The sequence below is a fragment of the Gemmatimonas aurantiaca T-27 genome (genome assembly GCF_000010305.1).
Classification (GTDB): Bacteria; Gemmatimonadota; Gemmatimonadetes; order Gemmatimonadales; family Gemmatimonadaceae; genus Gemmatimonas; species Gemmatimonas aurantiaca.
In genome coordinates this window covers 782,249-805,233 of the sequence record NC_012489.1, presented here as the reverse complement: position 1 = coordinate 805,233, position 22,985 = coordinate 782,249, and the positions used below count along the sequence as shown (strand labels likewise).

Annotated in this window: 22 protein-coding genes and 1 tRNA gene; 10 read left to right on the top strand and 13 right to left on the bottom strand. The window is 64.0% G+C overall.

Annotated features, from left to right (window positions below):
* Positions 1–19: 19 nt before the first annotated feature.
* The 4 genes from GAU_RS03475 to GAU_RS20340 form a co-directional block, all read right to left on the bottom strand.
* A complete protein-coding gene (locus tag GAU_RS03475; protein WP_052574217.1) occupies positions 20–1,933 on the bottom strand; it encodes a cytochrome c peroxidase in 1,914 nt (637 codons plus the stop codon).
* A 16-nt stretch (positions 1,934–1,949) separates the two neighbouring features.
* Positions 1,950–3,410, bottom strand: a complete 1,461-nt coding sequence (locus tag GAU_RS03470) for a hypothetical protein (RefSeq protein WP_197526043.1) — start codon at positions 3,408–3,410, stop codon at positions 1,950–1,952.
* A 169-nt stretch (positions 3,411–3,579) separates the two neighbouring features.
* The gene (locus tag GAU_RS03465; RefSeq protein ID WP_156798885.1) at positions 3,580–4,206 is read right to left on the bottom strand and encodes a YbhB/YbcL family Raf kinase inhibitor-like protein; all 627 of its coding nucleotides are present in this window, start codon (positions 4,204–4,206) and stop codon (positions 3,580–3,582) included.
* A gap of 32 nt (positions 4,207–4,238) precedes the next feature.
* A complete protein-coding gene (locus GAU_RS20340) occupies positions 4,239–5,084 on the bottom strand; it encodes a DUF1028 domain-containing protein (RefSeq protein ID WP_052574215.1) in 846 nt (281 codons plus the stop codon).
* 169 nt (positions 5,085–5,253) lie between these two features.
* Here GAU_RS20340 and GAU_RS20335 point away from each other — a divergent pair, with 169 nt between their 5' ends.
* Positions 5,254–6,354, top strand: a complete 1,101-nt coding sequence (locus GAU_RS20335) for a cyanophycinase (RefSeq protein ID WP_052574214.1) — start codon at positions 5,254–5,256, stop codon at positions 6,352–6,354.
* Positions 6,355–6,454: 100 nt separating this feature from the next.
* On the opposite strand, the gene GAU_RS03450 is transcribed toward GAU_RS20335, so the two are convergent.
* The 7 genes from GAU_RS03450 to GAU_RS03420 form a co-directional block, all read right to left on the bottom strand.
* Positions 6,455–7,825 (bottom strand): hypothetical protein, encoded by a 1,371-nt coding sequence (locus tag GAU_RS03450; RefSeq protein WP_012682166.1) that lies wholly within the window; start codon positions 7,823–7,825, stop codon positions 6,455–6,457.
* A gap of 46 nt (positions 7,826–7,871) precedes the next feature.
* Positions 7,872–8,465: a YceI family protein gene (locus tag GAU_RS20330; RefSeq protein WP_012682165.1), complete on the bottom strand. Its 594-nt coding sequence runs from the start codon at positions 8,463–8,465 to the stop codon at positions 7,872–7,874.
* 128 nt (positions 8,466–8,593) lie between these two features.
* Positions 8,594–9,412, bottom strand: coding sequence for a DUF3108 domain-containing protein (locus tag GAU_RS03440; protein WP_012682164.1), 819 nt, complete (start codon positions 9,410–9,412; stop codon positions 8,594–8,596).
* 98 nt (positions 9,413–9,510) lie between these two features.
* A complete protein-coding gene (locus tag GAU_RS20325; RefSeq protein ID WP_012682163.1) occupies positions 9,511–11,043 on the bottom strand; it encodes a protein kinase domain-containing protein in 1,533 nt (510 codons plus the stop codon).
* Positions 11,044–11,270: 227 nt separating this feature from the next.
* Entirely contained in the window at positions 11,271–11,453 is a 183-nt protein-coding gene (locus GAU_RS03430) for a hypothetical protein (RefSeq protein ID WP_012682162.1), read from the bottom strand.
* Positions 11,454–11,486: 33 nt separating this feature from the next.
* Complete coding sequence (locus tag GAU_RS03425) at positions 11,487–12,338, bottom strand: NAD(P)-dependent oxidoreductase (RefSeq protein WP_012682161.1); 852 nt, start codon at positions 12,336–12,338, stop codon at positions 11,487–11,489.
* 27 nt (positions 12,339–12,365) lie between these two features.
* Positions 12,366–12,842: a hypothetical protein gene (locus GAU_RS03420; RefSeq protein WP_012682160.1), complete on the bottom strand. Its 477-nt coding sequence runs from the start codon at positions 12,840–12,842 to the stop codon at positions 12,366–12,368.
* A 237-nt stretch (positions 12,843–13,079) separates the two neighbouring features.
* Here GAU_RS03420 and GAU_RS03415 point away from each other — a divergent pair, with 237 nt between their 5' ends.
* Entirely contained in the window at positions 13,080–14,291 is a 1,212-nt protein-coding gene (locus GAU_RS03415; protein WP_012682159.1) for a tetratricopeptide repeat protein, read from the top strand.
* Positions 14,292–14,310: 19 nt separating this feature from the next.
* Here GAU_RS03415 and GAU_RS22135 read toward each other — a convergent pair whose 3' ends face one another.
* Positions 14,311–14,460 carry a hypothetical protein gene (locus GAU_RS22135; protein WP_012682158.1) on the bottom strand — a complete coding sequence of 50 codons (150 nt, stop codon included), beginning with the start codon at positions 14,458–14,460 and terminating at the stop codon, positions 14,311–14,313.
* A gap of 234 nt (positions 14,461–14,694) precedes the next feature.
* Between GAU_RS22135 and GAU_RS03410 the strand changes: the two genes are divergently transcribed.
* The 8 genes from GAU_RS03410 (at position 14,695) to GAU_RS20320 (ending at position 22,101) form a co-directional block, all read left to right on the top strand.
* The gene (locus GAU_RS03410; protein WP_156798884.1) at positions 14,695–15,522 is read left to right on the top strand and encodes an AraC family transcriptional regulator; all 828 of its coding nucleotides are present in this window, start codon (positions 14,695–14,697) and stop codon (positions 15,520–15,522) included.
* 86 nt (positions 15,523–15,608) lie between these two features.
* Positions 15,609–15,682: transfer RNA gene (locus GAU_RS03405), tRNA-Arg, on the top strand.
* Between the two features lie 94 nt (positions 15,683–15,776).
* Positions 15,777–17,030 (top strand): transcription termination factor Rho, encoded by a 1,254-nt coding sequence (gene rho, locus GAU_RS03400; protein ID WP_012682156.1) that lies wholly within the window; start codon positions 15,777–15,779, stop codon positions 17,028–17,030.
* Between the two features lie 5 nt (positions 17,031–17,035).
* A complete protein-coding gene (gene ruvX, locus GAU_RS03395) occupies positions 17,036–17,542 on the top strand; it encodes a Holliday junction resolvase RuvX (RefSeq protein WP_012682155.1) in 507 nt (168 codons plus the stop codon).
* Positions 17,539–18,591 (top strand): endolytic transglycosylase MltG, encoded by a 1,053-nt coding sequence (gene mltG / locus GAU_RS03390; RefSeq protein ID WP_012682154.1) that lies wholly within the window; start codon positions 17,539–17,541, stop codon positions 18,589–18,591. The genes ruvX and mltG overlap by 4 nt, the downstream gene beginning before the upstream one ends.
* Positions 18,592–18,612: 21 nt before the next feature.
* The gene (locus GAU_RS03385; RefSeq protein ID WP_012682153.1) at positions 18,613–19,440 is read left to right on the top strand and encodes a glycosyltransferase family 2 protein; all 828 of its coding nucleotides are present in this window, start codon (positions 18,613–18,615) and stop codon (positions 19,438–19,440) included.
* Positions 19,437–20,720, top strand: coding sequence for a class I SAM-dependent rRNA methyltransferase (locus GAU_RS03380; protein ID WP_197526042.1), 1,284 nt, complete (start codon positions 19,437–19,439; stop codon positions 20,718–20,720). The genes GAU_RS03385 and GAU_RS03380 overlap by 4 nt, the downstream gene beginning before the upstream one ends.
* 118 nt (positions 20,721–20,838) lie before the next feature.
* Positions 20,839–22,101 carry a glycosyltransferase family 4 protein gene (locus GAU_RS20320; protein ID WP_012682151.1) on the top strand — a complete coding sequence of 421 codons (1,263 nt, stop codon included), beginning with the start codon at positions 20,839–20,841 and terminating at the stop codon, positions 22,099–22,101.
* On the opposite strand, the gene mutM is transcribed toward GAU_RS20320, so the two are convergent.
* Complete coding sequence (gene mutM / locus GAU_RS03370) at positions 22,033–22,827, bottom strand: bifunctional DNA-formamidopyrimidine glycosylase/DNA-(apurinic or apyrimidinic site) lyase (protein ID WP_012682150.1); 795 nt, start codon at positions 22,825–22,827, stop codon at positions 22,033–22,035. The genes GAU_RS20320 and mutM overlap by 69 nt on opposite strands.
* Between the last annotated feature and the right edge of the window lie 158 nt (positions 22,828–22,985).

The following is a 22,985-nucleotide window of genomic DNA, read 5'->3' as shown; positions in this document are numbered from 1 at the left end:
GAACGGCGGCCGACGTCGGTCAACGTCGACCAACTCGACTTGTATCTGTCAGCGCACCGAGAAAGGCGACCAGTTCGCGCTGCTCCTTGGGGGTCAGTCCCAACGTATCCGGGGGCAATGTCTGATACTCGAGCGCGATGCCGATCCCCGCTCCACCACCACGATTGTAGAAGTCCACGACAGACTCCAGCGTGCGGTACACCCCGTTGTGCATGTACGGCGCCGTGATTGCCACGTTGCGCAGGGACGGTGTGCGGAAAGCAAACCGATGTGGCGCTGATCGGGTGATGCGGAACCGGCCTTCGTCCGGATCGATGCGTCCCTTCGCCACAACCGGCGCGGTGGGAACACCGATGACCTCCACTTCGGTCTTCTGATACATCGGTGGCACCGTGCCGTTGGTGAGCGGCAGGAAGTGACAGGTGGCGCACTTGCCCTTGCCCACGAACACGTTGAACCCTGCCCGCTGCTCCGCCGAGAGGGCGGTGGTATCGCCACGCAGGGCACGGTCCATGGGGCTGTTCATGGTCGTGAGGCTGCGGATGTACGTAGCCAGCGCATGACGGACCTGAGCGCCCGTGACCACCGTGTCGTTGGCCATCGCCGTCCCGCGGAAGGCCTCGTGCAACTGCCGGCGCATGGCGGTATCGGCACTCAGTACGCGGGCCGATTCTTCGAGGTGCCCGTGCATCTCGTCCACGTTCTCGATGACCGCGGTGATCTGGTCTTCCAGATAGGTGACCCGCAGGTCGGTGAAAGAGCCCACCTGTAGGGCGCTATTTAGTACCGTGGGTGTGTTCCGCAGCAATGGAGCGCCGGCACGGGTACGATTCACGCGCAGCCCATCGGTGAATCCACGTTCGACCAGATGACAGGACGTGCAGGCCCGTCGTCCATCACCAGACAGCCGGGTATCGGCGAAGAGACGCTCGCCAATCTGTACCTGCGCTGGTGTGCCGGGTGTCGCGTCGACCGGCGCAAAGGCCAGTACATCGAACGCGGCGGAATCCAGGAGACTGGCGGCTTCGAGGCGAAAAGCCCGTCGTTCGGTGGGCAGTCCAATACCCAGCGCCACCCGGCGTGCACGAATCTCGTGGGCGACGGGATTGGCATGACGCACGAGAAAGTCGAAGTGGTCGAACGCCTCGCGTGACGTCGTCGTTTCCAATGCGGCGCGCGCGCCACGCACCAGCGTATCGAGGGTGCGCCAGGAACCATCATCGGTGCGATACACGTTCAGCGTCGCCGCGACGCCTTCCAACGCCGAAGCGGCTTCCCGGAGTGAATGTCCTGCCACCGGCGAATCGAAGCCGGGAACACCCAATGCCATGATGCGGGCGATCTCGAGTGACACGGCATCCCACACCCGATCGTCGGTCACAGCCTGTGCCGCGAGCATGGTGTGCGCCCGGGACGCGATCACACGCAGGGTCGCCGTCTCTTCGACCAGCGCGGGGGCGATCTCTTGGGCCTCGTCATCGAACAGCATCTCTTCGACGACCTGAAAGCCGGTGGGTTCGAGCACCACCTCTGGCCCCTCACCGTCTTCTACTTCAGGCAACGCGGGGCCGTTCAGCTCTCGCCCAGCGGAAGGCGTGTAGTACTCGATGGCCAGCTCGACACGCTTGAAGCTGTCGCGGGCTTCGGCAAAGCGTGTCTGTGCCTCTGCACGTGTCTCGTGGCGCCCCGTACTCTCGGCAGATGACGCTGACAGGGTGCGCACGGCCGAATCGAGTGCTCCGAGGCGCATATCGAGCGTGTCTAGCTGAGCTTCCCAGACCGCCCGAGCTTGCATGGCGCGGGAATCCCCCGCTGCGTGGGCGGCTCGTGCGGCCGCCGCCGTGTCGCTGTGCCCATCGCCATTCGTGGGGCCGCATGACGCGAGCCCCACGAACGCGACGATGGCACCAATGGTCCATCGCGAAGTGTGCATTCCCGTACGACCGCGCTCAGCGCGGCAATCCCTTCACAACGACCAACTGGCTCGCCTGATTCTCGGAAAGACGGATCGTGCCGCCGTCCACCCCAGCGTATTTGGGGGCGCGCCACGAGTGCGGCTGAATCGACAGGATGAACGTGTTGGCGTGACCCACTTCCGCCGAAACATCGATCATCGCGCCGTATTCCCAGCCGGCCTTGCCGGCCGGCCGCGCGCCTTCCGCGTTGTAGATCGCGGCATCGGCCTGGGTCCGGCGGTGGTCGAGTTCGAGCACCGGACGCACATCCTTGGTGGCGATGTTGTACTGGTAGACGTAGGCATCGTGCGTTTCATCGCCGTAGCCGTTGTCGTCTTCCTGCACGTACACGTAGTTCTCACCCACGTAGATGTTGTCGGGGTTCTGGAACTGCCGCGCGGGTCCGGTGCGATCATCACCGTCGAGGATGACCTCGATGGTGCCCTGCAGTGGGTTCGACTCGTCGAACTTCACGCGATAGACACGGCCGTACTTGGTGCGGCTGTAGTCGGCATTCACGCCCGAGTTGTTCTGCCCCGTGACCGTGAAATAGATCTCACGTGCATTCGCCGCAGCGCTGCCCTTGCGATAGTCGATGTCTTCCACACGACCAAAACGCACGGCATTGATGGTCACCGTGGCCTGATTGATCTGCCGGCCGGTGAGCGTGCGCTGATTCTGGATCTGGCGGAACTGTACCGGATACGTCTGACCGATCACCATGTCGCGCTCACGCGTGTTGTTGTCCGAACGCGCCAGGGCATACAGGTTGCCGTTCTCCAGATCACCAACCGTGTTGGACACGTACAACGCCAACTGACCGCCTTCCGCGCCGGAATCGTCGTCACCAATCACGACCACGGTCCGGTTGGGAAACGCGGTCTTCGGCAGCGGCACCGAGTTTTCAGTGTTCCAGCGGCCGAGCCCCGCGAGATAGCGCGGCGTATTGGCGGCACCTGACGGATCAACAGCGAGAATTTCCGACTCTTCGCTGCTTTCGCCGTTCGTGATGTACAGTGGACCGAAGCCGTGAATCTCCGGGGTGACCAGCGTTGCCGAGCACAGGCGATAGCGGCCCGCGGTGGAGTTGACGATGTACTCACCCGAGATCGGCTTGAGCGACTTGTCGAACTTCACGCGTGACACCGCGAAGTTGTCTTCGTGATTCACCAATGCCGTGAACGACCCGTCGGCGTGCCGCATGAAGCCGGAACCATCGGCGGACCCACCAAACACGAAATTCGGTGAACCGGGCAGTTTGTCATCGCTGCCGATCAGGCTGTAGATCTCGACGCCGGATACCAGCGACCGCACCAACGACGGCGTGACCGACTGATTGGTCAACGCGACGGGGGCGACCGAGGGTGAATCCGTGGTGGAATCACTGCACGCAGCAAACAACAACCCACACGACAGGGCTGCGGCAATGGACGATTGGAGGGCGGGCACGCGCATGGCGACGGTCATCCGGTGAAGGGTGCCCATGCGGGGTTCGCATGGGTCCGTGACGTTCACCGGTCCTGACAACAAAGCCGACACTGACACGTCACACCCGTGTCACGTGCCGGCTACATCTTGTTGCGGACGTGAAATGACGCGTTGGAGATGCGCGACCAGCCCTCGTTCAGGGGGCCGGACGTCGATACGTACCAACCAGGACACCCTTGCCGCGCACATGTTGCGCCATGGCGCGCATCACGGCTTCCCGGGTGGCGGCGGGCGACATGCCGGTGGCCGCCACATTGAGCGGAATGTCCAGCGCATACAGCTCGAAGACATAGTGATGCACCGGCCCGGTGCTCGGCGCTGCCGGGCCACGGTAGTACGGTCCACTCACGCTGATCTGGCGCATGCCATCAGCCATCGTCCCCTGCGCCACGCCACGCGGCAGTGAGGTGGCGGTCGCTGGGATATTCCACACCATCCAGTGCAGCAGATCATCGAGGCCATCACCCATCGGCGCATCCGCGTCGTGCACGATGAGCACAAAGCTGCGCGTAGAGTCGGGCACACCACTCCAGCTCAACGCGGGCGACACATCGCGACCGGTCTGCGCCAACGCGGCAGGCATGGCGCCACCATCCACAAAATCAGGCGACGTGAGCGTCATCGTGCGCATCGGCGCGCGCGCTGGTGCCCGCGGTGGCTGCGCCGCGGCCGGTGCGGGTTGACCAGCGGGGCGAGCCCCACCCGCGGCCTGCGCGTGCGCCTCAGCGGAGAGGCCAAACCACATCGCCCCCAAGACGATCACACGTGCACGTGAAACTGCTGGGCGTGACGTCTTCACTTGAAATCCCTCGGCTGCGTCTTGCGCCACACGTCGTAACGCGCGCGCAGGGTTTTCACCGGATTGAGATTCTCGCCCGGCTTGATGGCATTCGGGCCTCCCTGTTCCGGCTGCGCCACGGTGAGGTACATGGAGTACTTGCCGTCGTTGTGCGAGTCGCCGTTGGTGTCGTTGGCATTGGCCATCAGGATGTACGCCACATACGCCGTGCGCCCTTCACACGGATTGATGGGACGCGCATTGTCGGCCGGCAGCGGCGGACACACACAACGGCTGTCGCCACCAAATCGATCGGCCGTTTCCAAGGCGGCCATCACCCGGTCGGTGAGTGACCCGGTGGTGTGCAGAAAGGCCTTCACCGCGTTGGGCACCACATCGCCCGTGCGCAGGATGTTGCCCTGAATGGAATAGTAGATCTGGGTGCCTGGCACCTGACCCTGGATGTCCTGAGTGACATAACCATTCGAAAGGCCTGAGTGACCAGCCGAGCGTCCCTTCAGATCCAGAATGCCGAACTGCCGGCTCTGGAAGGCCGGATCTGCCGACAGCATCTCGATGATGCGTTTGGGATCGGTGCCGGCCTTCAATTCCCGGTAAACCAGCATCTGGTTGGCGTGGGTACCGTCGACACCAGCCTGGCAGGCGGCGACACCAAAACCGGGCACCACCACGGCCTGCACACCCATGAGGAACATGTCGTCGCGGTCCACACAGGTGGCGGACGCGATCACCACGCGGCCGGTCGCCATATCAACGGCAATCACGGACCAGGTGGCGTGTGCCGTGCTGGGCAGACCCAGCATCAAGGCACAACAGGCGAGTACGATTCGCAGCAGGCGCATGCGGGAGGGGGAGGAGGGCAACGACAATAGAACGCCGGCGCTATGTTGTCACACGGCGCATCCGGAAGAACCGACCCGAGGATGGCCCCAGGCAGTTCCAACGGCTGGACCCAATAGGTGCACCCGCGACCGCTCCCCGTCCAGCGGTTTCCATCACCCGGCTGCGATCATGATTCTCCCATCACGCGTTCTGCGCACGACCACCCTGCTCACCGCGCTCGCAACCGCGCTGGCAACCGCCGGAGCCTGCGCCACGTCGAGGAACTCGTCCGAGGCCACAGCCCCCACTGCGGGAGCACCCCGCTCACCGGCCGACAGCGCCCGAGCCGACAGCACGCGGGGCTACACGTTGTACCATTCGGGCAGCCTGACGGATGCGCAGACCACACCCAAGGGCGGTGCCTATCTCGCGGGCGGCGGTACCGACATCGAGCCCGGGATGCGGTGGTTGCTGGCCCAGGGCGGCACACAATCGAATGGGGCGTTTGGCGATGTGGTTGTGCTGCGTTCGAGTGGATCGAACGGCTACCACACCATGTTGACCGGCATGGGCGCACATTCGGTGCGGAGCTTCGTGATCTTTTCCCGCGACGGGGCGGAACGGCCGGAGATCGCCGAAGCCATTCGCCGCGCGGAAGTGGTGTTCATCGCAGGCGGTGACCAGTCCACCTACGAAACCCGCTGGCGGGGCACCTCGCTGCAGCGTGAGCTCAATGCGCGTATCGCGGCAGGCTATCCGGTGGGTGGCACCAGCGCCGGACTCGCGGTACTCGGCGAACACGTGTACTCGGCGCTCAACGTGTCTTCGACGTCGGTCATGGTACTCCCGAACCCTTATGATGCGTCGGTGACGCTGTCGCGATCGTTGTTCACGCTGCCCGTGCTGCGCAATGTGATCACCGACTCACACTTCGCCGTGCGCGATCGTATGGGCCGACTGATGGTATTCCTGGCCCGCCTGCAGCAGGACGGCGCGGCCTCGGCGCCTCGCGCGCTCGCCGTCGACGAACGATCGGCCGTGGGCGTGAACAGTGATGGTACCGCCACAGTGTTTGGCCCGGGCAATGGCGCATACCTGGTGTCGGTGGCCGCCACCGCCACACGTGTATGCAAGGCGCAGACCGCGCTCGAACTGTCTCCCGTGGAGGTGCAGTTGGTGGGCACGGGCAGCACCTTCGATCTGGGACGTTGGTCGGCTCCCTCCGCGCGCCGCTACACGCTGCAGGTGCGGGGCGGCGTGGTCAGTTCTTCGGATGGCGCCATCTACTGAACCGCCTGGCGTGATGCTCTGAGCCAAAAGGAAAACGCCCCGTCTCGGTGATGCCGAGACGGGGCGCTGTCGTTGGATTCTCGAGAAAGCCGCAGCGGCCTCAGAACGCCGTCACCGCTTCCAGCATGAAGCCCTTGAACTTGCCACCATTGCGAATGTCGGTTCGTGCGAACCCATCGTACGTCTGGTTCACAAATTCACCCTTGAGCAGCAGTGTCGGAGCGATGAACCAACCCGCACCCGCATTGCCGCGTGTCACTTTGATGTCGTTGTTGAGACCACCAATATCCCCATCCACGCGGTTCCAGCGCGCCGACAGATAGAGCTTGTCGTTCTGCAGGAACCGGTACGTCGCCTCGGCCATGTACTGGTTCACTTCACGCACCGGGTTGGTGTTCGGGGCGGCACGCCCCTTCGCCTTCTCCACCATGCCGAACAACTCGAGACCGCGCACCTTCACGAACGGGTTGATCATGTACGAACTCGACTTGTCGCTGAAGCCCGGATTGATGTTGCCCGAGTACTGCTGCGCGGACTCCGTGGCCTGGTAGTTCTCCATGACGAAGTAGTACCGCGATCCCGCACGGTCACCGGCATACAGCGTGTTGCTGATCGCGCTCCCCTGATTGCGCCACGAACCCGTCAGACGCACACGCACATCGTCGTTCAATTGACGGTCAAAACCCAGCTTGGCCATCACCGCGGGGGAACGATCGGCCGGCCGGGTGATGTTGCCACGGATCTCGCCGTTGGTCAGCGCAAACACACCCAGCAAACCCTTGTGCTGCACGATGGCTTCCGCGCCCACTTCCGTGGTGAAGGCATCGAGAATCGCGTTGCCGACCAACGGATTGTACAGCGCCTGACCATTGTCCGACCGCTTGAAATGGAAGTCCCCGTAGTTCACCTCGAAGTGCCCGATCTTCACGGTCGTGTACTTCATGATCGAGTTGAGCAGCCCAATGTCGATGGGCGATTCGTCGATCTGGATGAAACCGTCCTTCACCCATGTTTCGTTGTGGTGCCGTGCCGACAGATAGCTGGTGAGCTGGATGCGTACACCACGCGCCAACTGGGCGTGCATGTACAGATTGGCGGTGGCGTTGTTGAATCCGTTGCTGATCGCCATCAACCGATTCTTGTTCGCCGATGACGCCGTGCCCGCATTGCCCGGCACCGCAGGAACGGCCGCCTGAAACACCGAGTCCGCGGTGTTCTGGTGTGTCAGTCCCTGAAACTGCTGGGCAAACGCTGCACCAAACTGCATCGCGAACCCATTGTACTCGGCGCCCGCCACCTTCGGCGTCTCGAACATGTTGATGCCGCGCTGATCCTGCGGACGTAGGTACTGGATGGTCAGCTTGCGCTGCGAAGACTTCGATGTATCCGCCGGTTGTGTGGCGGTCTGTGCGCCAAGGGGCGAGAGCGCAACGCTCATCACCGCGGCGAGAAAGAAACGTGAACGGGTCATGGTCAGATACCGGAATCGACTGATGGAGAGGGGAAACGACCGGAACTCAGTGCTGCAGGGAGAGATCGAAGTTCACGGTGACGGTCTCACCGACCTTGAGTGTGCCAAGCATGAGAGTGGGCGGCTTCATGCCCCACTCCGTCATCTTGATCGGCACCTTGCCGGTGACGCGCAGGCCCCCTTCGGCCGACGCGAACTGCACAGGGATGGTGATGGGCTTGCTCTGGCCTGCCATCTGCAAGGACCCACGCAGCGCACCGCTCACGCCGGTGGTCTTGGTCAGGTCATATCCCTCGAGCACGAAGCGGATGTTCGGATTGTCCGTCGCCTTGAGCGCTTTGCGCATATGCTCGTTCATCGTGCCGTTTTTGCACTCCAGCTTCGCCACGGGGAAATCGAGCTCCACCGACCCCTCGACTTTCCGGCCATCGAGCACCGCCACCGGAACAGCACTCTCGCTGGCGTTGATCGTGGCCTCGATGCGCTCGGCGGTGCAGTTCCACGAGCGCACCGTCGATGTGCCCTCGAACCACAGGCGGCTGCCTTCGCGCAGCGTCAGGGGATTGACCGCGTTCGGGGTTGCCCCAACAAGGATCAGCGCGCCAGCGCCAATGAGCAGAAAAGGATTGAAGGACCGCATGGTGCCATCTCCAGTGTCTATCGAGAAAGAAGTGAGTCAGTCACCTCTGGAGATGAGATTCGCATTTCTCACACGAAAATCCGGTCAGGCGGATCTGGAACTTTCGTGAGGCTCTATCCCCCGCTGCGTCAGGGGTTTGCTGACCCCGCACAGGTCCCGACACGGGAGATCAGTGTCAGTGTCGTGGTGCCCACGATGGGCATGCGACTCACGATGCGCACCGGAAGACGGCATGGCGACAGGTCCACGTTCACCTTGATCAGACCAATGCCTTTGTAGTGCTTGGGATCGCGCACATGCATCACCACCATGCGTGTGGTGAATGTTCCCGATGGTGTTTGCACCGTCTCTTCTGCGCCCACACTCACCAGCGTGGGATTGCGCGCTTCGTCATAGTGACGCGTGAGATTGAAGGTGCCTTCGGCGTCCAGCGGCAGTGTGCGCAGGAAGTACAGAAACGACAGTTCATCGAGCGGCTGCGGTGAGGCGAGTGGACTCTCCCGTCCGTCGGCTCCACGCCACACCCCCGCCACGGCATCGATCTCCACGCGCTCGGTGCCACTGCCCAACGGGCTGCGCTCCACCTTTTCAAAGCGGCGCGTGGCGAGACGTTCGGCATCCACCCACGAACTGCTGCGATCACTGGCCCGGACAAAGGCGCGCCGGGCCTGCATTTCCGACACCAGGCGCCACAGCGGCACGCCCTGCTCCATCACCGGACCTTCCACGCGCATCTGGCCACGGCCGATGTTACCGCCGAGCGAGACATGCACCTGATAGTCGAGCACTTCACCAAGGCCGAACGGCAGTCGTCCGGGCAGGGAATCCGTTGTCGCGCCGGACTGCGCGTCCATCCCGCCGGGGGACGACGCCAGCAGCGCGAGTGTCAGGAGCAGGCAGCGCGCATGAGTACGCGATGCATGGGTGGAGTGACGGGCAGTGACCATTGCCCTGAGGGTCGCCACAGAGCGACCCGTAAGACAGCAGGTGAATTCCGCCTGCGCTGTGCGGAATCCCCCGACACCAACCGGTTAGCGGTAACCGGCTACCGGCGCACGCTGTCTGGCGCGGGGAGGCGGAAATGCGCGCGCAGCAACTCCCGCATGCCATGGGCCACATCGTCTTCCAGCGCGAACAGATTGCCGCGCTCACCTTCCACACGATCGGCGTACAGCGTGAACCCGTCGGCCGCGTTCACCAACCGCACCGACAAGCGCACACGATTGCCTTCCACTTCCACCACACCTTCCACCAGCGTTTGCACCGGCAGTTGGGTGGTGTCGCCGGATGCGATGCGACGCTGCAGGGCTTCCGCGGCGGAGCGTGAGCTCACCCGCAGGTCGCGCTCGGCGGCCAACGCCCCGGTGATGGCATCGGCGATTGCTGAGGCGATGTATGCCTGTGTGCTGTCGCCACTCAGATACACAAAAGGCAGTACTGCCACGCTGGGCGCCGACGCCAACGACAGTGCCGCAGTGCCCGATTCCACGGCTCCCGGAAGCGCAGCACCGTCGGTCGCTTCTCGGGTGCCATCCCGGAATCCCGACCACCACACCATCGTCAGCACGGCGATCACGACGGCGCTGCCGATCAGCCAGCGCCACACGGTGCGGCGCTTCTTGGCGGCCGACCGCTGTCCGCCGGTGAGCGCGCGCAGGACCTCCACCGCCCCACTGCCCTCCGCCACCGGGGTGAAGCTGCCGCTCATCACCTGCGGGTCATCGAGTGCCGTGACCAGCGCCGCCGCACTGACCGGCCGATCAGCCGGGTCTTTTTCAAGGCACTGCATGACGAGTGCCGAGAGCGCCGGCGGCAGTTCGGCGCGTCGTTCGTCGATCGGCGCCGGCAGCTCGGTGATATGGGCAGCCATCACTTGCTGCGGCGAACGGCCCGTGAACGGCGGTGCACCCACCAACATTTCGTACGCCAGCACACCCACGGCGTAGATGTCCATGGGAAACGACGCCTGCGGGTCGGCGGCCACCTGTTCTGGTGCCATGTACGCCGGCGTGCCCAGGGACACGCCAGCCGTGGTGGTCGAACCCGAGTGGTTGCTACCGATCATGCGGGCATCATGCTCGTGCCGGGCCACGGCGAACGCTTTGCTCACGCCAAAATCGGCCACCACCGCTGCCTCGTTGGCGAGCAACACATTGTCCGGCTTGATGTCGCGGTGCACCACCTGACGCGCATGCGCCACCGCCAGTGCACGGGCCACGTCACGCAGAATGCGCACTGTCTCCACCACCGTGAGCGCGCCACGCTGCAATCGGGAACGCAGCGACTCGCCTTCCACGAACGGCATCAGGAAGTACGGCACGCCGTCCAATTCCCCGGTGTCGAGCACCGGCACAATCAGCGGATGCTGCAACGCCGCCGCCGTCAGGATCTCGCGCCGGAAGCGCTGGGCATTCACACCAGCTCCAAGCTCTGGCCGGAGCAACTTCACCACCACCCGACGATCGAGCCGCGTATCGAAGGCCACGAAGACGCGCGACATCCCGCCGCCACCGAGCTCACGCTCGACGACAAAATCGTCACCGAGGTGACGTTGCAGGGATTCGATCAACTGGGCCACGATGGGCGGAATCGGGTGGTTCGGTGGTCAGGTGACACGACGGGCCCGTCGCCTGATTCGGCAAGGGTGACAGACCTCACTCTGTCGAACAATTGGACACCCCCAAAGCCCTATTTCGTTTCGTGACCCACCGGATCTCGGTCGACCACCGCACGCGGGCTCCGCAAAACAACAGAGCCCGCCGCGACAACCTCTCGCAGCGGGCTCAACACTTCTCAACCACCCGGTCAGGGACGGTGCGGCCCCATGATATTGCGCGCGAACAGCGCCATGAAGATCGCGATGAAGGCAATCTGGCCGATCGGACCGACGGCGAGAATCACGCTGAAGATCCCCGACATGAGCATCAGGGGGAGCTTGACGATCGGCAGGAGCCAATCGGCGTTGATGGGGTGACTGAAAAACGGCATCGGGCGGCCTCGATTGGGGTCAGGAGAAATACACTAGCGGCGCAGCGCGTCCCGGGCAATCACCCCGAAGTCTTCGGCGCCGTGCCCCTGCGCGATCACCTCGTCCATCCGGGCCGCGATCGAGGGCAGAGCCGCCAGCGGACGTGGTCCGGCCGTCTCCTGCATGAGACGAACGTCCTTGCGGGCCATCACCAGCTCGAAGCTGGCTTCGAAATCCCCCTCCGACATCTTCCGGCCCCGGTTCTGCAGCATGCTGCCGGGATTGAAGAACTCCAGCAGCTTGAGCGCGTCCGGGGCCTCCACGTCGCTGCCAGCCGCGATCGTGAACACATCGGCCACCAAAGCGCCCAATCCAATGATGAAGGCGTTGCCCATCAGCTTGTATGCCGCTGCCAGATCGGTGCGCTCGCCCCAATAGACCACCCGCTGCGCCTGCTGCTCGAGGGCGGGTCGGACGGCGTCGAACAGCGCCTGGGCGCCCGATGCCATGATGATGCCCTGCCCCTGCCGTGCCGCGGCCGGACCAATGAAGACGGGACAATGCAGGTAGTTCACCCCGTCCGCCGAGAGCCGCGCGGCCCGTTCGGCGGTCAGCACCGGCTGGGTCGTGGTGTGGTCCACGATGATGGCGTCGGCCGAGAGCCCGGGGCGCAGGGCCGCGATCACCTCTTCGACGACGGCGTCGTCCTTGAGCACGAGGTGGACACGTTCCGCACCGCGTACGGCGTCGGCCGGCGTCGATGCGACGGTCGCCCCGAAGGCGACGAGGGCAGCAGCCTTGGCAGGCGTGCGATTCCAGACGGTGACGGAATCGCCGCGACCGAGTGCCGCTTCGATAAAGCCGGAGCCGAGCAGCCCCGTGCCGAGATACGCGATGGTGGCCATGCCGGAAACCTAGTGGATCGACCGGCGTTACCAGGTCAAGCCATCGAGCGCCGTGAGATACTGTATGCGCCGCAGTTGATCCTGCAGCTTGTGTCGGTCTTTCTGGACACTCATGACGGTCGACATGTGATTGACCGTGTTCCAGACAAAGACGCCTGGTGTGACATCCAATCCAAGACGCTGCAGCGACGCGTCATTGATGGTGCGCAGAAATCGCACCGGCTGGGTACCAAAGATCTCGCGGATGCGCACCGAATCGGACCGCGTCATTTCGGTGTTGCTGACCACGACCACTGCGGAGATGGGCAACACGCGTTGCACGAGGCGTAGGTCGGCCAATCGTGTGAGCGGGTCTTCGGGTCGGATGATCAACGCCACACCGGAGGGTGCCGAGGTACGCAGATCGGCCCATGGCGCAGCATCACCGCTGCCGCCGCCATGAAGCGTCAGCACCAACGCAGCAGCCAGTACCACCAGTGCGATTGCGACACGGCGTAAGTCCATAGGCGCAGTTTCCGGAGCGCTCAGAAGTGAGTCAAGTAGTGCTCACTGGAGGGACCAAAGCCGTTGCCCACCGTTACCGGTATTTTCCCACCATTACCGGTTGCTGCTCTTCCCTGCACACCATGTTGCAGATGATGGGTGTTTGCCCATCCATGCGCTCGCATTCTCGCATTCCCTCGTCGGAGGCCTTCATGGCGTTCATTGCATTGGCAGTATTGCCACTCTTTCGACAACCACATGCGTAAGCCACTGTCTCCATTGCAGGCCTTCGCGGCCGATGCGCAGGGCGCGACCACGCGCGGCGTGCCACTCGATCACCAGCTGCTGCCTTGGCTGTCGATCGCACAGGCGGCCGATGCGTTGTCGAGCGCTCCGCGTTGGCGTCTGCGCCAGGACCTGCCGCATATCGAGTCGTTGCTCCCGGAGTATCGGGGACGTCGACCGACATTGACGCACGACGCACAACCTGCGCCCACCGAGTCGCTGGACCAGTTGTATGAACGGTTCCGGTCGGCCGCTGAGGACATGGAACTCGCAGGCTGCTTCGAACTCGCCTTCACAACCGTGTCGGCGGTCTGTCGGCTGGCGATCGACTCGGGGTACGCGGCGCTGGCGCTGGCCACGGTGCATCTTGGTCGTGTCGCTCGGCAAATGAACGACTATGACAGCGCCGAGCAGTGTTACGAATCGGCAGTCGAACGAACCATCCATGAGCGCGATGGACCGCTCGCGGCACGCGGGTACATCGGTCAGGCACTGATTCACGACATGCGAGGCAATCGACCCGCCGCCGAACGATTATACCGAAAGGCACTCCGTGCCGCGGTGTTCGGCGGCGGGGCCTACGTACATGCGTGTCAGGGGCTCATGACGCTGTCCATCAGCGACAACCGGCTGGCCGACGCGTTGCTCTTCGGCTGGAAGTTGTATGATGCCAGCGAACAGGACACGGAAACGCGTGCCAGTGCGCTCACGGATCTGTCCGTGGTTGCGCTGCGGGCAGGCTTTTTCGAGCCCGCCAAGCTCGGCTTTGCACAGGTCATCAACATGCGCCCGGCCCCCCGTGCGCTGCTCCTGGCTTTGGGCGGAGCGGTGCGCGCGGCAGCAAGACTCGACAATACAGATGATATACGGCAATTGGGGCAGGCCATCGACACGGAAATCGCCCGTGCCAACCAGCCGCATGACGCCGCACAGGTCCTGATGTACCTTGCGGAAGCGCATTGGCACATCGGAGAGCGCGTGGCAGCGCGCGGCGCGCTCGAGCGTGCCCGCGTACTCGCCACCACGTATCGCTATCACGAGTACGAGTTTCGGGTGGATGCGATGGAGCGGGATTGGGCAGCGTCGCCCACCCTGCAGCCGTCGTTTGACGAAGCGCCCGTGCCGTTCTCACGGCCGAGTGCATCGATGCGAACTTCTATCGCTAGACTGACCGCGCTCCGTTAGGCATGACCCGCGCTCGCCGTCATCCCCAGGGCTTCACATCAAAGGCGCTCGAGTCTGAACCGCTGCCACCACCGTTCGGATCATCGGCGGCCGTTGGCAGGCTGCAGGCAGCAACCAGGGGAGTGATCGTGATGGCGGCGAGCAGCAGCAGGCGACGTGTGATGGACATCGAAAAACACTCCAGTAAAGGTGTGCCCTTAGATGTCATCACACGGCCGCCAATGCCTCGCTACCGTGGGAAATCATCGGTTCCCGTGGGAAACCGATTTTGACCACCACTGAAACAGGAGGGCCGGCGTCCCGCCCGGCCCTGCAAATCGCCTGGCTCCCTGGTCGCTCTGCCGCGCAGGCACGCGCCCAACGGATCGCCCCGCCGGGGTATCGGGTGGTACCGTTTGACGACGTGGCTTCGCTCCTGGCCGCCGTCGCTTCAGGCAGTGTATCACTTACCGTCGCAGAAGCCGGTGGCCCACATCACACTTCCAGCGTTCGCGCCGTCTTGCAGTTGCGGGAAGCGTTTCCTGCCCATGCCCTCGTTGCCTGGTGCGACCTGCGCCGCATCGACACCGGTCAGTTGCTCGAACTGGCACGGGCCGGCATTCAGGATATCGTCCGTGAAGAACAAGACGAACTGCCCCACATCTTTTCCCGCATTCTGGCCACCGCGCGTCAACGCAGTGTGGCCTCGCAGATCGTCGTCCTGCTCGAAGATCTTGTACCGCGCCGCCTGCGGCCCATGCTCGAACACGGCCTGGAGCACGCGGGCGAGCACATCGATCGCGATGAGTTTGCGGCCGTCTTCGGCATGACCCGCCGCACCCTGCACAATCGGTTCCTCCGCGCCGGCCTGCCCTCTCCCCGTCCGTTCCTGACGTGGTGTCGCCTGTTGGTGGCCAGCGCCCTGCTCGAACAGCCCGGACACACGCTCGACTCGGTCGCCGGCGTACTCGACTTTCCCGATGGGGGGTCGCTGGGCCAATACCTGCGCCGCTACACGGGGAGCAATGTCACGCAGCTCCGTGACCGCGGCATCCTGCACACCACGATCGGCGCGCTGCGGAGCCAGCTCGCGGAACTCGCCGAGGCGGCACGGACCGCCGCCGCCACCGAGCTCGGCGCGGCCTCGGATGCCCCGACGGACAGCGTGGCATCGGACACGACGGCCAACCCCGCCCCAAAGCCGACGCCCAACACCACACATTCCTTGCCCCTGCCCGGCGTCCGCGGTTAGCTTGATCGCTCTGACGACGATCAGGTTTCACCTGAGTTCGTCAGGCGGAGTACAGTGAGAATTGCAGGTGCTCACGGTGCCGCAACGCGCGCGTAGCTCAGTTGGATAGAGCGTCTGCCTCCGGAGCAGAAGGTCGCAGGTTCGAGTCCTGCCGTGCGCATGGCCCGGCCCCCATGGGGTTGGTTGTGGGATGCGCCACCAGAGGCAAAATGCTCTCTGGCACTGGCCTTCGATCCCTCTCGTTCCCTAGCCACGTGCACGTCGCCGAGCTGAAGCGAAAGTCCGTTCCTGAACTGCTGGCGCTCGCCGAGTCCCTGCAGATCAGCAGCGTCAATGGCCTTCGCAAGCAGGAACTCATCTTCCGCATCGAACAGGCTCTGCTCGATGCGGAAACGACGCTCTATGGCGAGGGCGTCCTCGAGGTGCTCCCCGAAGGCTACGGCTTCCTTCGGGCCCAGGACTTCAACTACCTGCACGGCCCCGACGACATCTACGTCTCTCCCTCTCAGGTGAAGCGCTTCGATCTCCGCACCGGCGATACGGTGATGGGCGAAGTCCGCCCACCCAAGGAGTGGGAACGCTATCTCGCGCTCCTCAAGGTGGAGCGCATCAACGGTGGTGACCCCGAGCAGTCCAAATTGCGCAGCGCCTTCGACAACCTGACCGCCAAGTATCCGGACGAGCGCATTCGCCTCGAACGGAAGAACGGGGACCTCTCGACCCGTGTCTGCGACATCATCGCCCCACTCGGCAAGGGACAACGTGCCCTGATCGTCGCCCCTCCCAAGGGTGGCAAGACGATCCTCCTCCAGCAGTTTGCCAACGCGATCGTCGAGAATCATCCGGAGGTCACGCTCATCATCCTGTTGATCGATGAGCGCCCTGAAGAAGTGACCGACATGCAGGCGTCCTGCCCACAGGCCGAGGTGATCTGCTCCACCTTCGACGAATCGGCCGATCGCCACGTCCAGGTGGCGGAGATGGTCATCGAGAAGTCGAAGCGACTCGTGGAGTCCGGCAAGGACGTAGTCATCCTGCTCGATTCCATCACACGCCTCGCCCGCGCGCACAACGCCGTGGCGCCGCAGGGCGGCAAGCTGATGTCGGGCGGCATGGAAGCCACCGCGATGCAGAAGCCGAAGGCGTTCTTTGGTGCGGCACGCAATCTGGTCGAGGGTGGCTCACTCACCATTGTCGCCACCGCCCTCGTCGAGACCAACTCGCGCATGGACGAGCTGATTTTCGAGGAGTTCAAGGGCACCGGCAACATGGAGCTCGTGCTCGATCGCAAACTCGCCGAAAAGCGCATCTTCCCTGCGATCGATATCAACAAGTCGGGCACCCGACGCGAAGAGTTGTTGCTCACACCGTTCGAGCAGCAGCGTGTCTTCCTGCTGCGCACGTTCCTCGCTGATATGCCCAGCGATGAAGCCCTGCTGTTCCTGCTCAAGCGCCTCGAGCGGGCCGAGAACAACCAGGATTTCTTCGAACAGATGGCGGAGGCATAGTCGGCATGTCGACGCCCGTCGGGCGCCTGCTGGCAGTGGACTGGGGAGACAAGCGTATTGGTCTCGCGGTCAGCGATGAACTAGGAATGCTCGCCTCACCGGCCGGCGTGATTGCACGACGCGCCGGCAAGCGGCCGCCGATCGCCGAAATCATGCGTCAGGCGGAAGCACTGGGCGTCAGCGGATACATCTTCGGCCTGCCCCTCGATCCAGGCGGCGACGAAACGGATCGATCCCGCGAAGTGCGTGAGGTGGCTGGCAAACTGGCCACACGGCAGCCCCTGCCGGTGCGCCTCGTCGACGAACGCTTCACGACCTCCGCCGCGCTGCGCAGCATCCGGGAACAGGGTGGCAGCACGCGTGGTCGTAAGGGAGATGTCGACGCCCTCGCAGCCTGTGTGCTGCTGGAGGGGGTCCTGCGGGCGTCCAGCCAAGGCGTCACGGTGGGCGAGGCTGTCACTGCGACGGCATCTGATCCAGCAGCAGGCCGTGGTGAGGAGGAAGTGTCATGATGGCTCGTCGTTCGGGTAGTCGATCGCGATGGCGCACCATCAGCATGGTTGGCGCGGTGGTGGTGTGCGCCAGTGCCTTCGCCCTGTGGCGGGAAGTACGTGGGTCGGCGTCAGCGACGGACACACCGGCGCGGGTGGTTGTGCCACGCGGTGCCAGCATGCGGGCCGCCGCCGATTCCCTTGCCGCGCACAATGTGGTGGGGTCGTCACGCTTCTTCCGCTGGTTTGCCGCCCTCACCGGCAGTGAACGTGCGATCAAGCCTGGCACGTACCAATTCGCCGAACGTTCGGCGTACGGACAGGTCCTGGACGCCCTCGTGACCGGCCGCGGCCTCATGCGCACCGTGGTGATTCCTGAGGGGTTCGACCTGCGCGACATCACGCCGCTGCTGGTGAAGACGTTGGGTGTGAGCGAAGACTCGGTGCGGGCCGCCGCCACCGACACGGCATGGTTGCACAAGCTCGACATTCCCACGCCCACGCTCGAGGGATATCTGTTCCCCGCCACGTACACGTTTCCCGACGGCACGACCGCGCGGGAAGCTGTCACGGCCATGCTCGAACAGTTCGAAGCCCAGTGGAAGCCGGAGTGGACCGAGCGTGCACGCGCGATGAATCTCTCGCGCCATGACGTCATGGCGATGGCCAGCATTGTCGAGAAAGAAGCGCGCAAGGCCGAAGAACGGCCGCTCATCAGCGCGGTGTACTGGAACCGCGTGAAAAAAGGGATGCGTCTGCAGGCCGACCCCACGGTGCAGTATGCGCTGCCGCAGCACGTGGAGCGGGTGCTGTTTCGGGATCTCGAAGTCGATTCGAAATACAACACGTACCGATACGCCGGCTTGCCACCCGGTCCGATTGCCTCGCCAGGCGCGGCGTCGATTGCGGCCGCGCTCGCGCCAGCCGACGTGCCGTACCTGTATTTTGTGGCGCGCGCCGACGGCAGCCACGAATTCCGTACGACCTTCGATGAGCACACCCGGGCGATTGCCCAGATCCGAGCCGCGCGCCGCGCCGCGGAACAATCCAAGCGCAGTCCCTCTCCCTGACCTGCAGCCCGTGCCGGGCCAATGATGCGTTTCCCGCCGACCGCAATCTCGCTTCTCGTTTCGACCTACAATTGGCCACGTGCGCTGGAGTTGGTGCTGGGATCAGTACGCCGCCAGCGCACACTGCCGCATGAAGTCGTCATTGCCGACGACGGGTCAGGAGAAGAAACCCGCGCCGTCATTGAGCGGGAAACCCGGTCATTTCCCGTGCCGATCCAGCACGTGTGGCATGAAGACACGGGATTCCGACTGGCAGCCATCCGCAACAAGGCCATCGCGGCAGCACGTGGCGAGTACATCGTGCAAATCGATGGCGACATCCTGCTGCACCCGCACTTCTTCGAAGGGCATGCACAGTTCGCACAACGCGGAGCATGGGCACAGGGTTCTCGTGCGCTGCTTGGGCGTGACTGCACGGCTAGACTCATGGCCGGCGATGAGTGTCCGCTCGGTGTGTTCACGAATGACTTGAACGGTCGCCCCAATGCCTTCTACGCGCCCTGGATCACACCATTCGTTCGTGGGCCGCGTGACGGCATGAAACGTATCCGCGGTGCGCACATGGCGTTCTGGCGTGATGATCTCGTGCGCGTGAATGGCTACGACGAAGAGATCGAGGGCTGGGGGCGCGAAGACAGTGAGCTGGCGACGCGCCTGATCAACGCCGGGGTGCGCCGGCGGAACATCAAGTTCAGTGCGGTTGCCTACCATCTGTGGCACCAGCCAGCGAACTTCGACAATGTCGAGCGCAATCACGAGCGACTGGTCCGCACGCGTGAGCAACAACTCACGCGCGCGGCGCGCGGCCTCGACCACTATCTCCCGTCTTCCACCACCTCCGCACTGTGACTCCCCGCCCACCGCGCCACGATTCATCGTCCCGTCCGCGCGGTGCGCGTCCCTCAGGCCATCGCGGAGCATCCGGTCGCGGCGGTGCGGCGCGCTCGGCCGATCCCGTGATCGAAGGCGAAGTGGCCGTGGTCAATCGCCGTGGGGCTCAGCGCATCCGCAACGGACATCCGTGGGTGTTCCGCTCCGATCTCGAGCGAGCGCCTGCCGTCGCCGCCGGTTTCGTGCGTGTTGAGGAGTACACAGGTGCGCCGCTGGGCTTTGCGCTCTGGAGCCCCCAGTCCGAGATCTCGCTGCGCCACGTGAGTGCGGATGCCTCGCGCGCACCGGATGCGGCGTGGTGGCACGAGCAGTTGCGAACGGCCATTGCCCGACGGGCCCCGCTGGCGACGGAATCGAACGCCTATCGCCTGGTGCATGGCGAAGGCGACGGACTGCCGTCGCTGGTCGTCGATCGGTACGGCGATGCGCTGGTCGTGCAGTTGCTGTCGGCGGGCGTTAATGCCTGGACGGAAACCATCGTGGCATCACTGCAGGAGCTCACGGGATGCACCGGAATTCTCGCGCGCAACGATCCGGCTGCGCGGGATCGTGAGGGGCTGCCACGCGAAGTCCGGTTGTTGCACGGCGACGTGCCCCGCGTGATCGAAGTGGTTGAGCACGGCGTGCGCTATCTCGCCGCGCCCTGGGACGGGCAAAAGACCGGTGCATTCCTCGATCAACGCGAAAATCGTGTCCTGATTGGCAGTCTGGCACGAGGTCGCGCACTGGATTGTTTCGCGTACCATGGATCTTTCGCGTTGCATCTCGCAGATCGCGCCGAACATGTCACGGCCGTCGACATCTCGGCACCCGCCTTGGCACGTGTGCATGAACATGCGCAACGCAACGGACTCACCAACATCGAGCCCGTGGAAGGCGATGCCTTCGATGTCCTGCGTGCGTGGTATCGCGAAGGCCGCCGCTTCGACACCATCGTGGTCGACCCACCCGCGTTTGCGAAGAATCGCAACGCCATCGAGGGGGCCCTGCGCGGGTACAAGGACATCAACCTGCAGGCTATGCGGCTGCTCGCGCCGGGCGGACTGCTGTTCACCGCCTCGTGCAGTTTTCACCTGTCCCGCGGACTGTTTTTCGAGATGCTGCAGGAAGCATCGGCCGACAGTGGCCGACGCTTCGCGTTGCGCGCCATCACCGGACAACCGCTCGATCATCCCGAATTGATCACGGTGCCGGAGACCGGATATCTCAAAGGCGCCCTGCTGGAAGCCATGGGCTGATTCGAACGGAGGACGACCCGCCCACTGGTCCTGCGGGCAACCGCAAGACCGGCGGTAGGGTGCCATTCCGGTGCGGTGTCGTGGAGAGGAAACCTTCCATGACCTCGGCCCTGCTCCCGTGTCGCACACTGTCCGTCATCTCGCGATCGAAGCCACTCGCCTGCTGCGTGAACGACGCGGGATCAGCCGATATGTGCGAAACGTTTTGCGGGAGTTGACGCAACAGCAACCCCATCTGCGCTTCACCCTGTTCGTGCAACGAACCCGGGACATCGCCGCGATGCGAGACCTGTTGGACGGACTGCACACCGGTCTCGGTGACTGGGCCGCTGTGGAGCCGATCAGTGCATTGGCGCACACGGAGGCCGACGTGATATGGCATCCGTGGAATCAGGTGCTCCACGCGAATACCCGGGCTGCCAATGTCGTCACCATTCATGACATTGCGCCGATGCTGCAGCACGATCATCGGTGGTGGAAGATCATCAAGCGCGCCAAATATCGTCGACGGTATGCGCGCAGCATCGCGCGCGCGGACGGTATCCTCACCATCTCGCAGTTCACACGCGACGAAGTCCTCGAACGCTTTCCCGCTTCCGCCGAAAAGCTGTCGGTGACATTGCTGGCAGCAGATGATCTCGCCCTGTCGGCGCCGGATGATGCGAGCGCGCTGCAGCGCAGCGATTGCGACGACGGATTTTTTCTGTCGGTCGGTGGTCAGGAAGCACGCAAGAATCTGTCGACGCTGTATGCCGCCATGGATCGCCTGTGGGCGCGCGGGGTTCGCGTACCCCTGGTGCAATGTGGGCCAGGTCTCTCGAAGGAGACGCGCGCCATACAGGGTCGTGCGCCATGGCTGCGTCACATCGGCTATGTCACCGACGCACAACTGGTGACACTGTATCGCCGCACCACCGCGCTGGTCTTTCCGTCTCGATACGAAGGGTTCGGCCTGCCAGTCCTCGAAGCCATGCGCAGCGGGGCACCGGTGGTGTGCTCGACGGCGAGTTCATTGCCCGAAGTGAGCGGCGCAGCGGCGTTGAGTGTGGCATGGAACGACGTCGAGGCACTCACCAGGGCGATGCACCGAATCGTCGACGATGCGGCACTGCGCGACGACTTGCGTGCGCGCGGACTGGTACAGGCGTCGGGATTTTCATGGGCCCGCACGGCGAGTGAAACCTTCGACGCCATGCAACGCGCCGTCGAACGGCATCGGGCGAGGAGCTCACCACGCACATGGCGTTCGACCGTGCAGCCAATGACACGCCCGATCGTGCACGCGCTGGCGCAGATGACGCAGACACCACGGCTATCGCCGCTGGCACACCGCACAGTAGTACGTACTGCGACCCGCTTGCACGAGGCGCCGGATCGCTGACCCGCAGCGTCGGCACGGTCGACCATCACGTCCGTACACGCGCCAACGTCGATCGCGTTCCTGCTCGTCGGGTGTATCGCGTTCGAAATAGCGTGCATCGGGCGCCGTCTCGAGGACGACACGGATGGCGTCACGCAGACGCGTCAGTCGGGGCTTCGTGATGGTGTTCGCGATGGCCGTGGGAGCGATCCCCGCTTCCCAGAGTGCTTCCGACGCATAGATGTTGCCGATGCCGGCAACCACCCGCTGATCGAGCAACACCGGCTTGATGGGACCACGCCGTCGTGTGAGCGCGTGCCGAAAGACGTCGACGGAAAACGCGTCGGACAACGGCTCGGGTCCCACCTCGAGACCGCGGTAGGAACCGGCAGCGTGCCAGCGCACCACACTGAGCGCGCGCGGGTCGACGAGACTGACGCGCAGCCCCGCATCGGTTTCGAGGGCCAACCGTTCGAACGGTGGCACCGGATCGGTGACCCGGGAGAACACCCAGTCGCCAGTCATCCGGAAGTGCACCTCCAGAACACCGCTGCCGAAGTGCAGGAGCTGGACCTTGGCCCGACGCTCCACCCGGTCGAGCGTCAGGCCGACGATGGCCTGCTGGTCGGTGGACGGAAGGTGGCGCGCCTGTGCGGCATGGGTGACCCGTACAGCCTGCACGGTTTGCCCCAGAACCCGATCACGAAGTTGAGATGCCGCATATTCCACCTCGGGCAGTTCCGGCATGGCTGGGCCTTGGTCCAAGCAGTTTCCTGATAGCCACTTAAATGGCGCAGGATCACAAAAATGGGGGTTGCGCAAACGGGGATAAGCGGTAAGTTATCCACATTCTTCCACAGCCCACAGGGGTACCCCCATCAGTTCGCCCCGGTCCCTCAAGTACG

Coding starts and splice junctions, on each gene's coding strand:
- GAU_RS03385 (WP_012682153.1), top strand. CDS start 18,613: ATGATGCGTTTCCCGCCGACCGCAATCTCGCTTCTCGTTTCGACCTAC.
- GAU_RS03425 (WP_012682161.1), bottom strand. CDS start 12,338: ATGGCCACCATCGCGTATCTCGGCACGGGGCTGCTCGGCTCCGGCTTT.
- ruvX (WP_012682155.1), top strand. CDS start 17,036: ATGTCGACGCCCGTCGGGCGCCTGCTGGCAGTGGACTGGGGAGACAAG.
- mltG (WP_012682154.1), top strand. CDS start 17,539: ATGATGGCTCGTCGTTCGGGTAGTCGATCGCGATGGCGCACCATCAGC.
- mutM (WP_012682150.1), bottom strand. CDS start 22,827: ATGCCGGAACTGCCCGAGGTGGAATATGCGGCATCTCAACTTCGTGAT.
- GAU_RS03450 (WP_012682166.1), bottom strand. CDS start 7,825: ATGACCCGTTCACGTTTCTTTCTCGCCGCGGTGATGAGCGTTGCGCTC.
- GAU_RS03475 (WP_052574217.1), bottom strand. CDS start 1,933: ATGCACACTTCGCGATGGACCATTGGTGCCATCGTCGCGTTCGTGGGG.
- GAU_RS20340 (WP_052574215.1), bottom strand. CDS start 5,084: ATGCGCCTGCTGCGAATCGTACTCGCCTGTTGTGCCTTGATGCTGGGT.
- GAU_RS03420 (WP_012682160.1), bottom strand. CDS start 12,842: ATGGACTTACGCCGTGTCGCAATCGCACTGGTGGTACTGGCTGCTGCG.
- GAU_RS03430 (WP_012682162.1), bottom strand. CDS start 11,453: ATGCCGTTTTTCAGTCACCCCATCAACGCCGATTGGCTCCTGCCGATC.
- GAU_RS20335 (WP_052574214.1), top strand. CDS start 5,254: ATGATTCTCCCATCACGCGTTCTGCGCACGACCACCCTGCTCACCGCG.
- GAU_RS22135 (WP_012682158.1), bottom strand. CDS start 14,460: ATGTCCATCACACGTCGCCTGCTGCTGCTCGCCGCCATCACGATCACT.
- GAU_RS03415 (WP_012682159.1), top strand. CDS start 13,080: ATGCGTAAGCCACTGTCTCCATTGCAGGCCTTCGCGGCCGATGCGCAG.
- GAU_RS03440 (WP_012682164.1), bottom strand. CDS start 9,412: ATGGTCACTGCCCGTCACTCCACCCATGCATCGCGTACTCATGCGCGC.
- GAU_RS03470 (WP_197526043.1), bottom strand. CDS start 3,410: ATGCGCGTGCCCGCCCTCCAATCGTCCATTGCCGCAGCCCTGTCGTGT.
- GAU_RS20330 (WP_012682165.1), bottom strand. CDS start 8,465: ATGCGGTCCTTCAATCCTTTTCTGCTCATTGGCGCTGGCGCGCTGATC.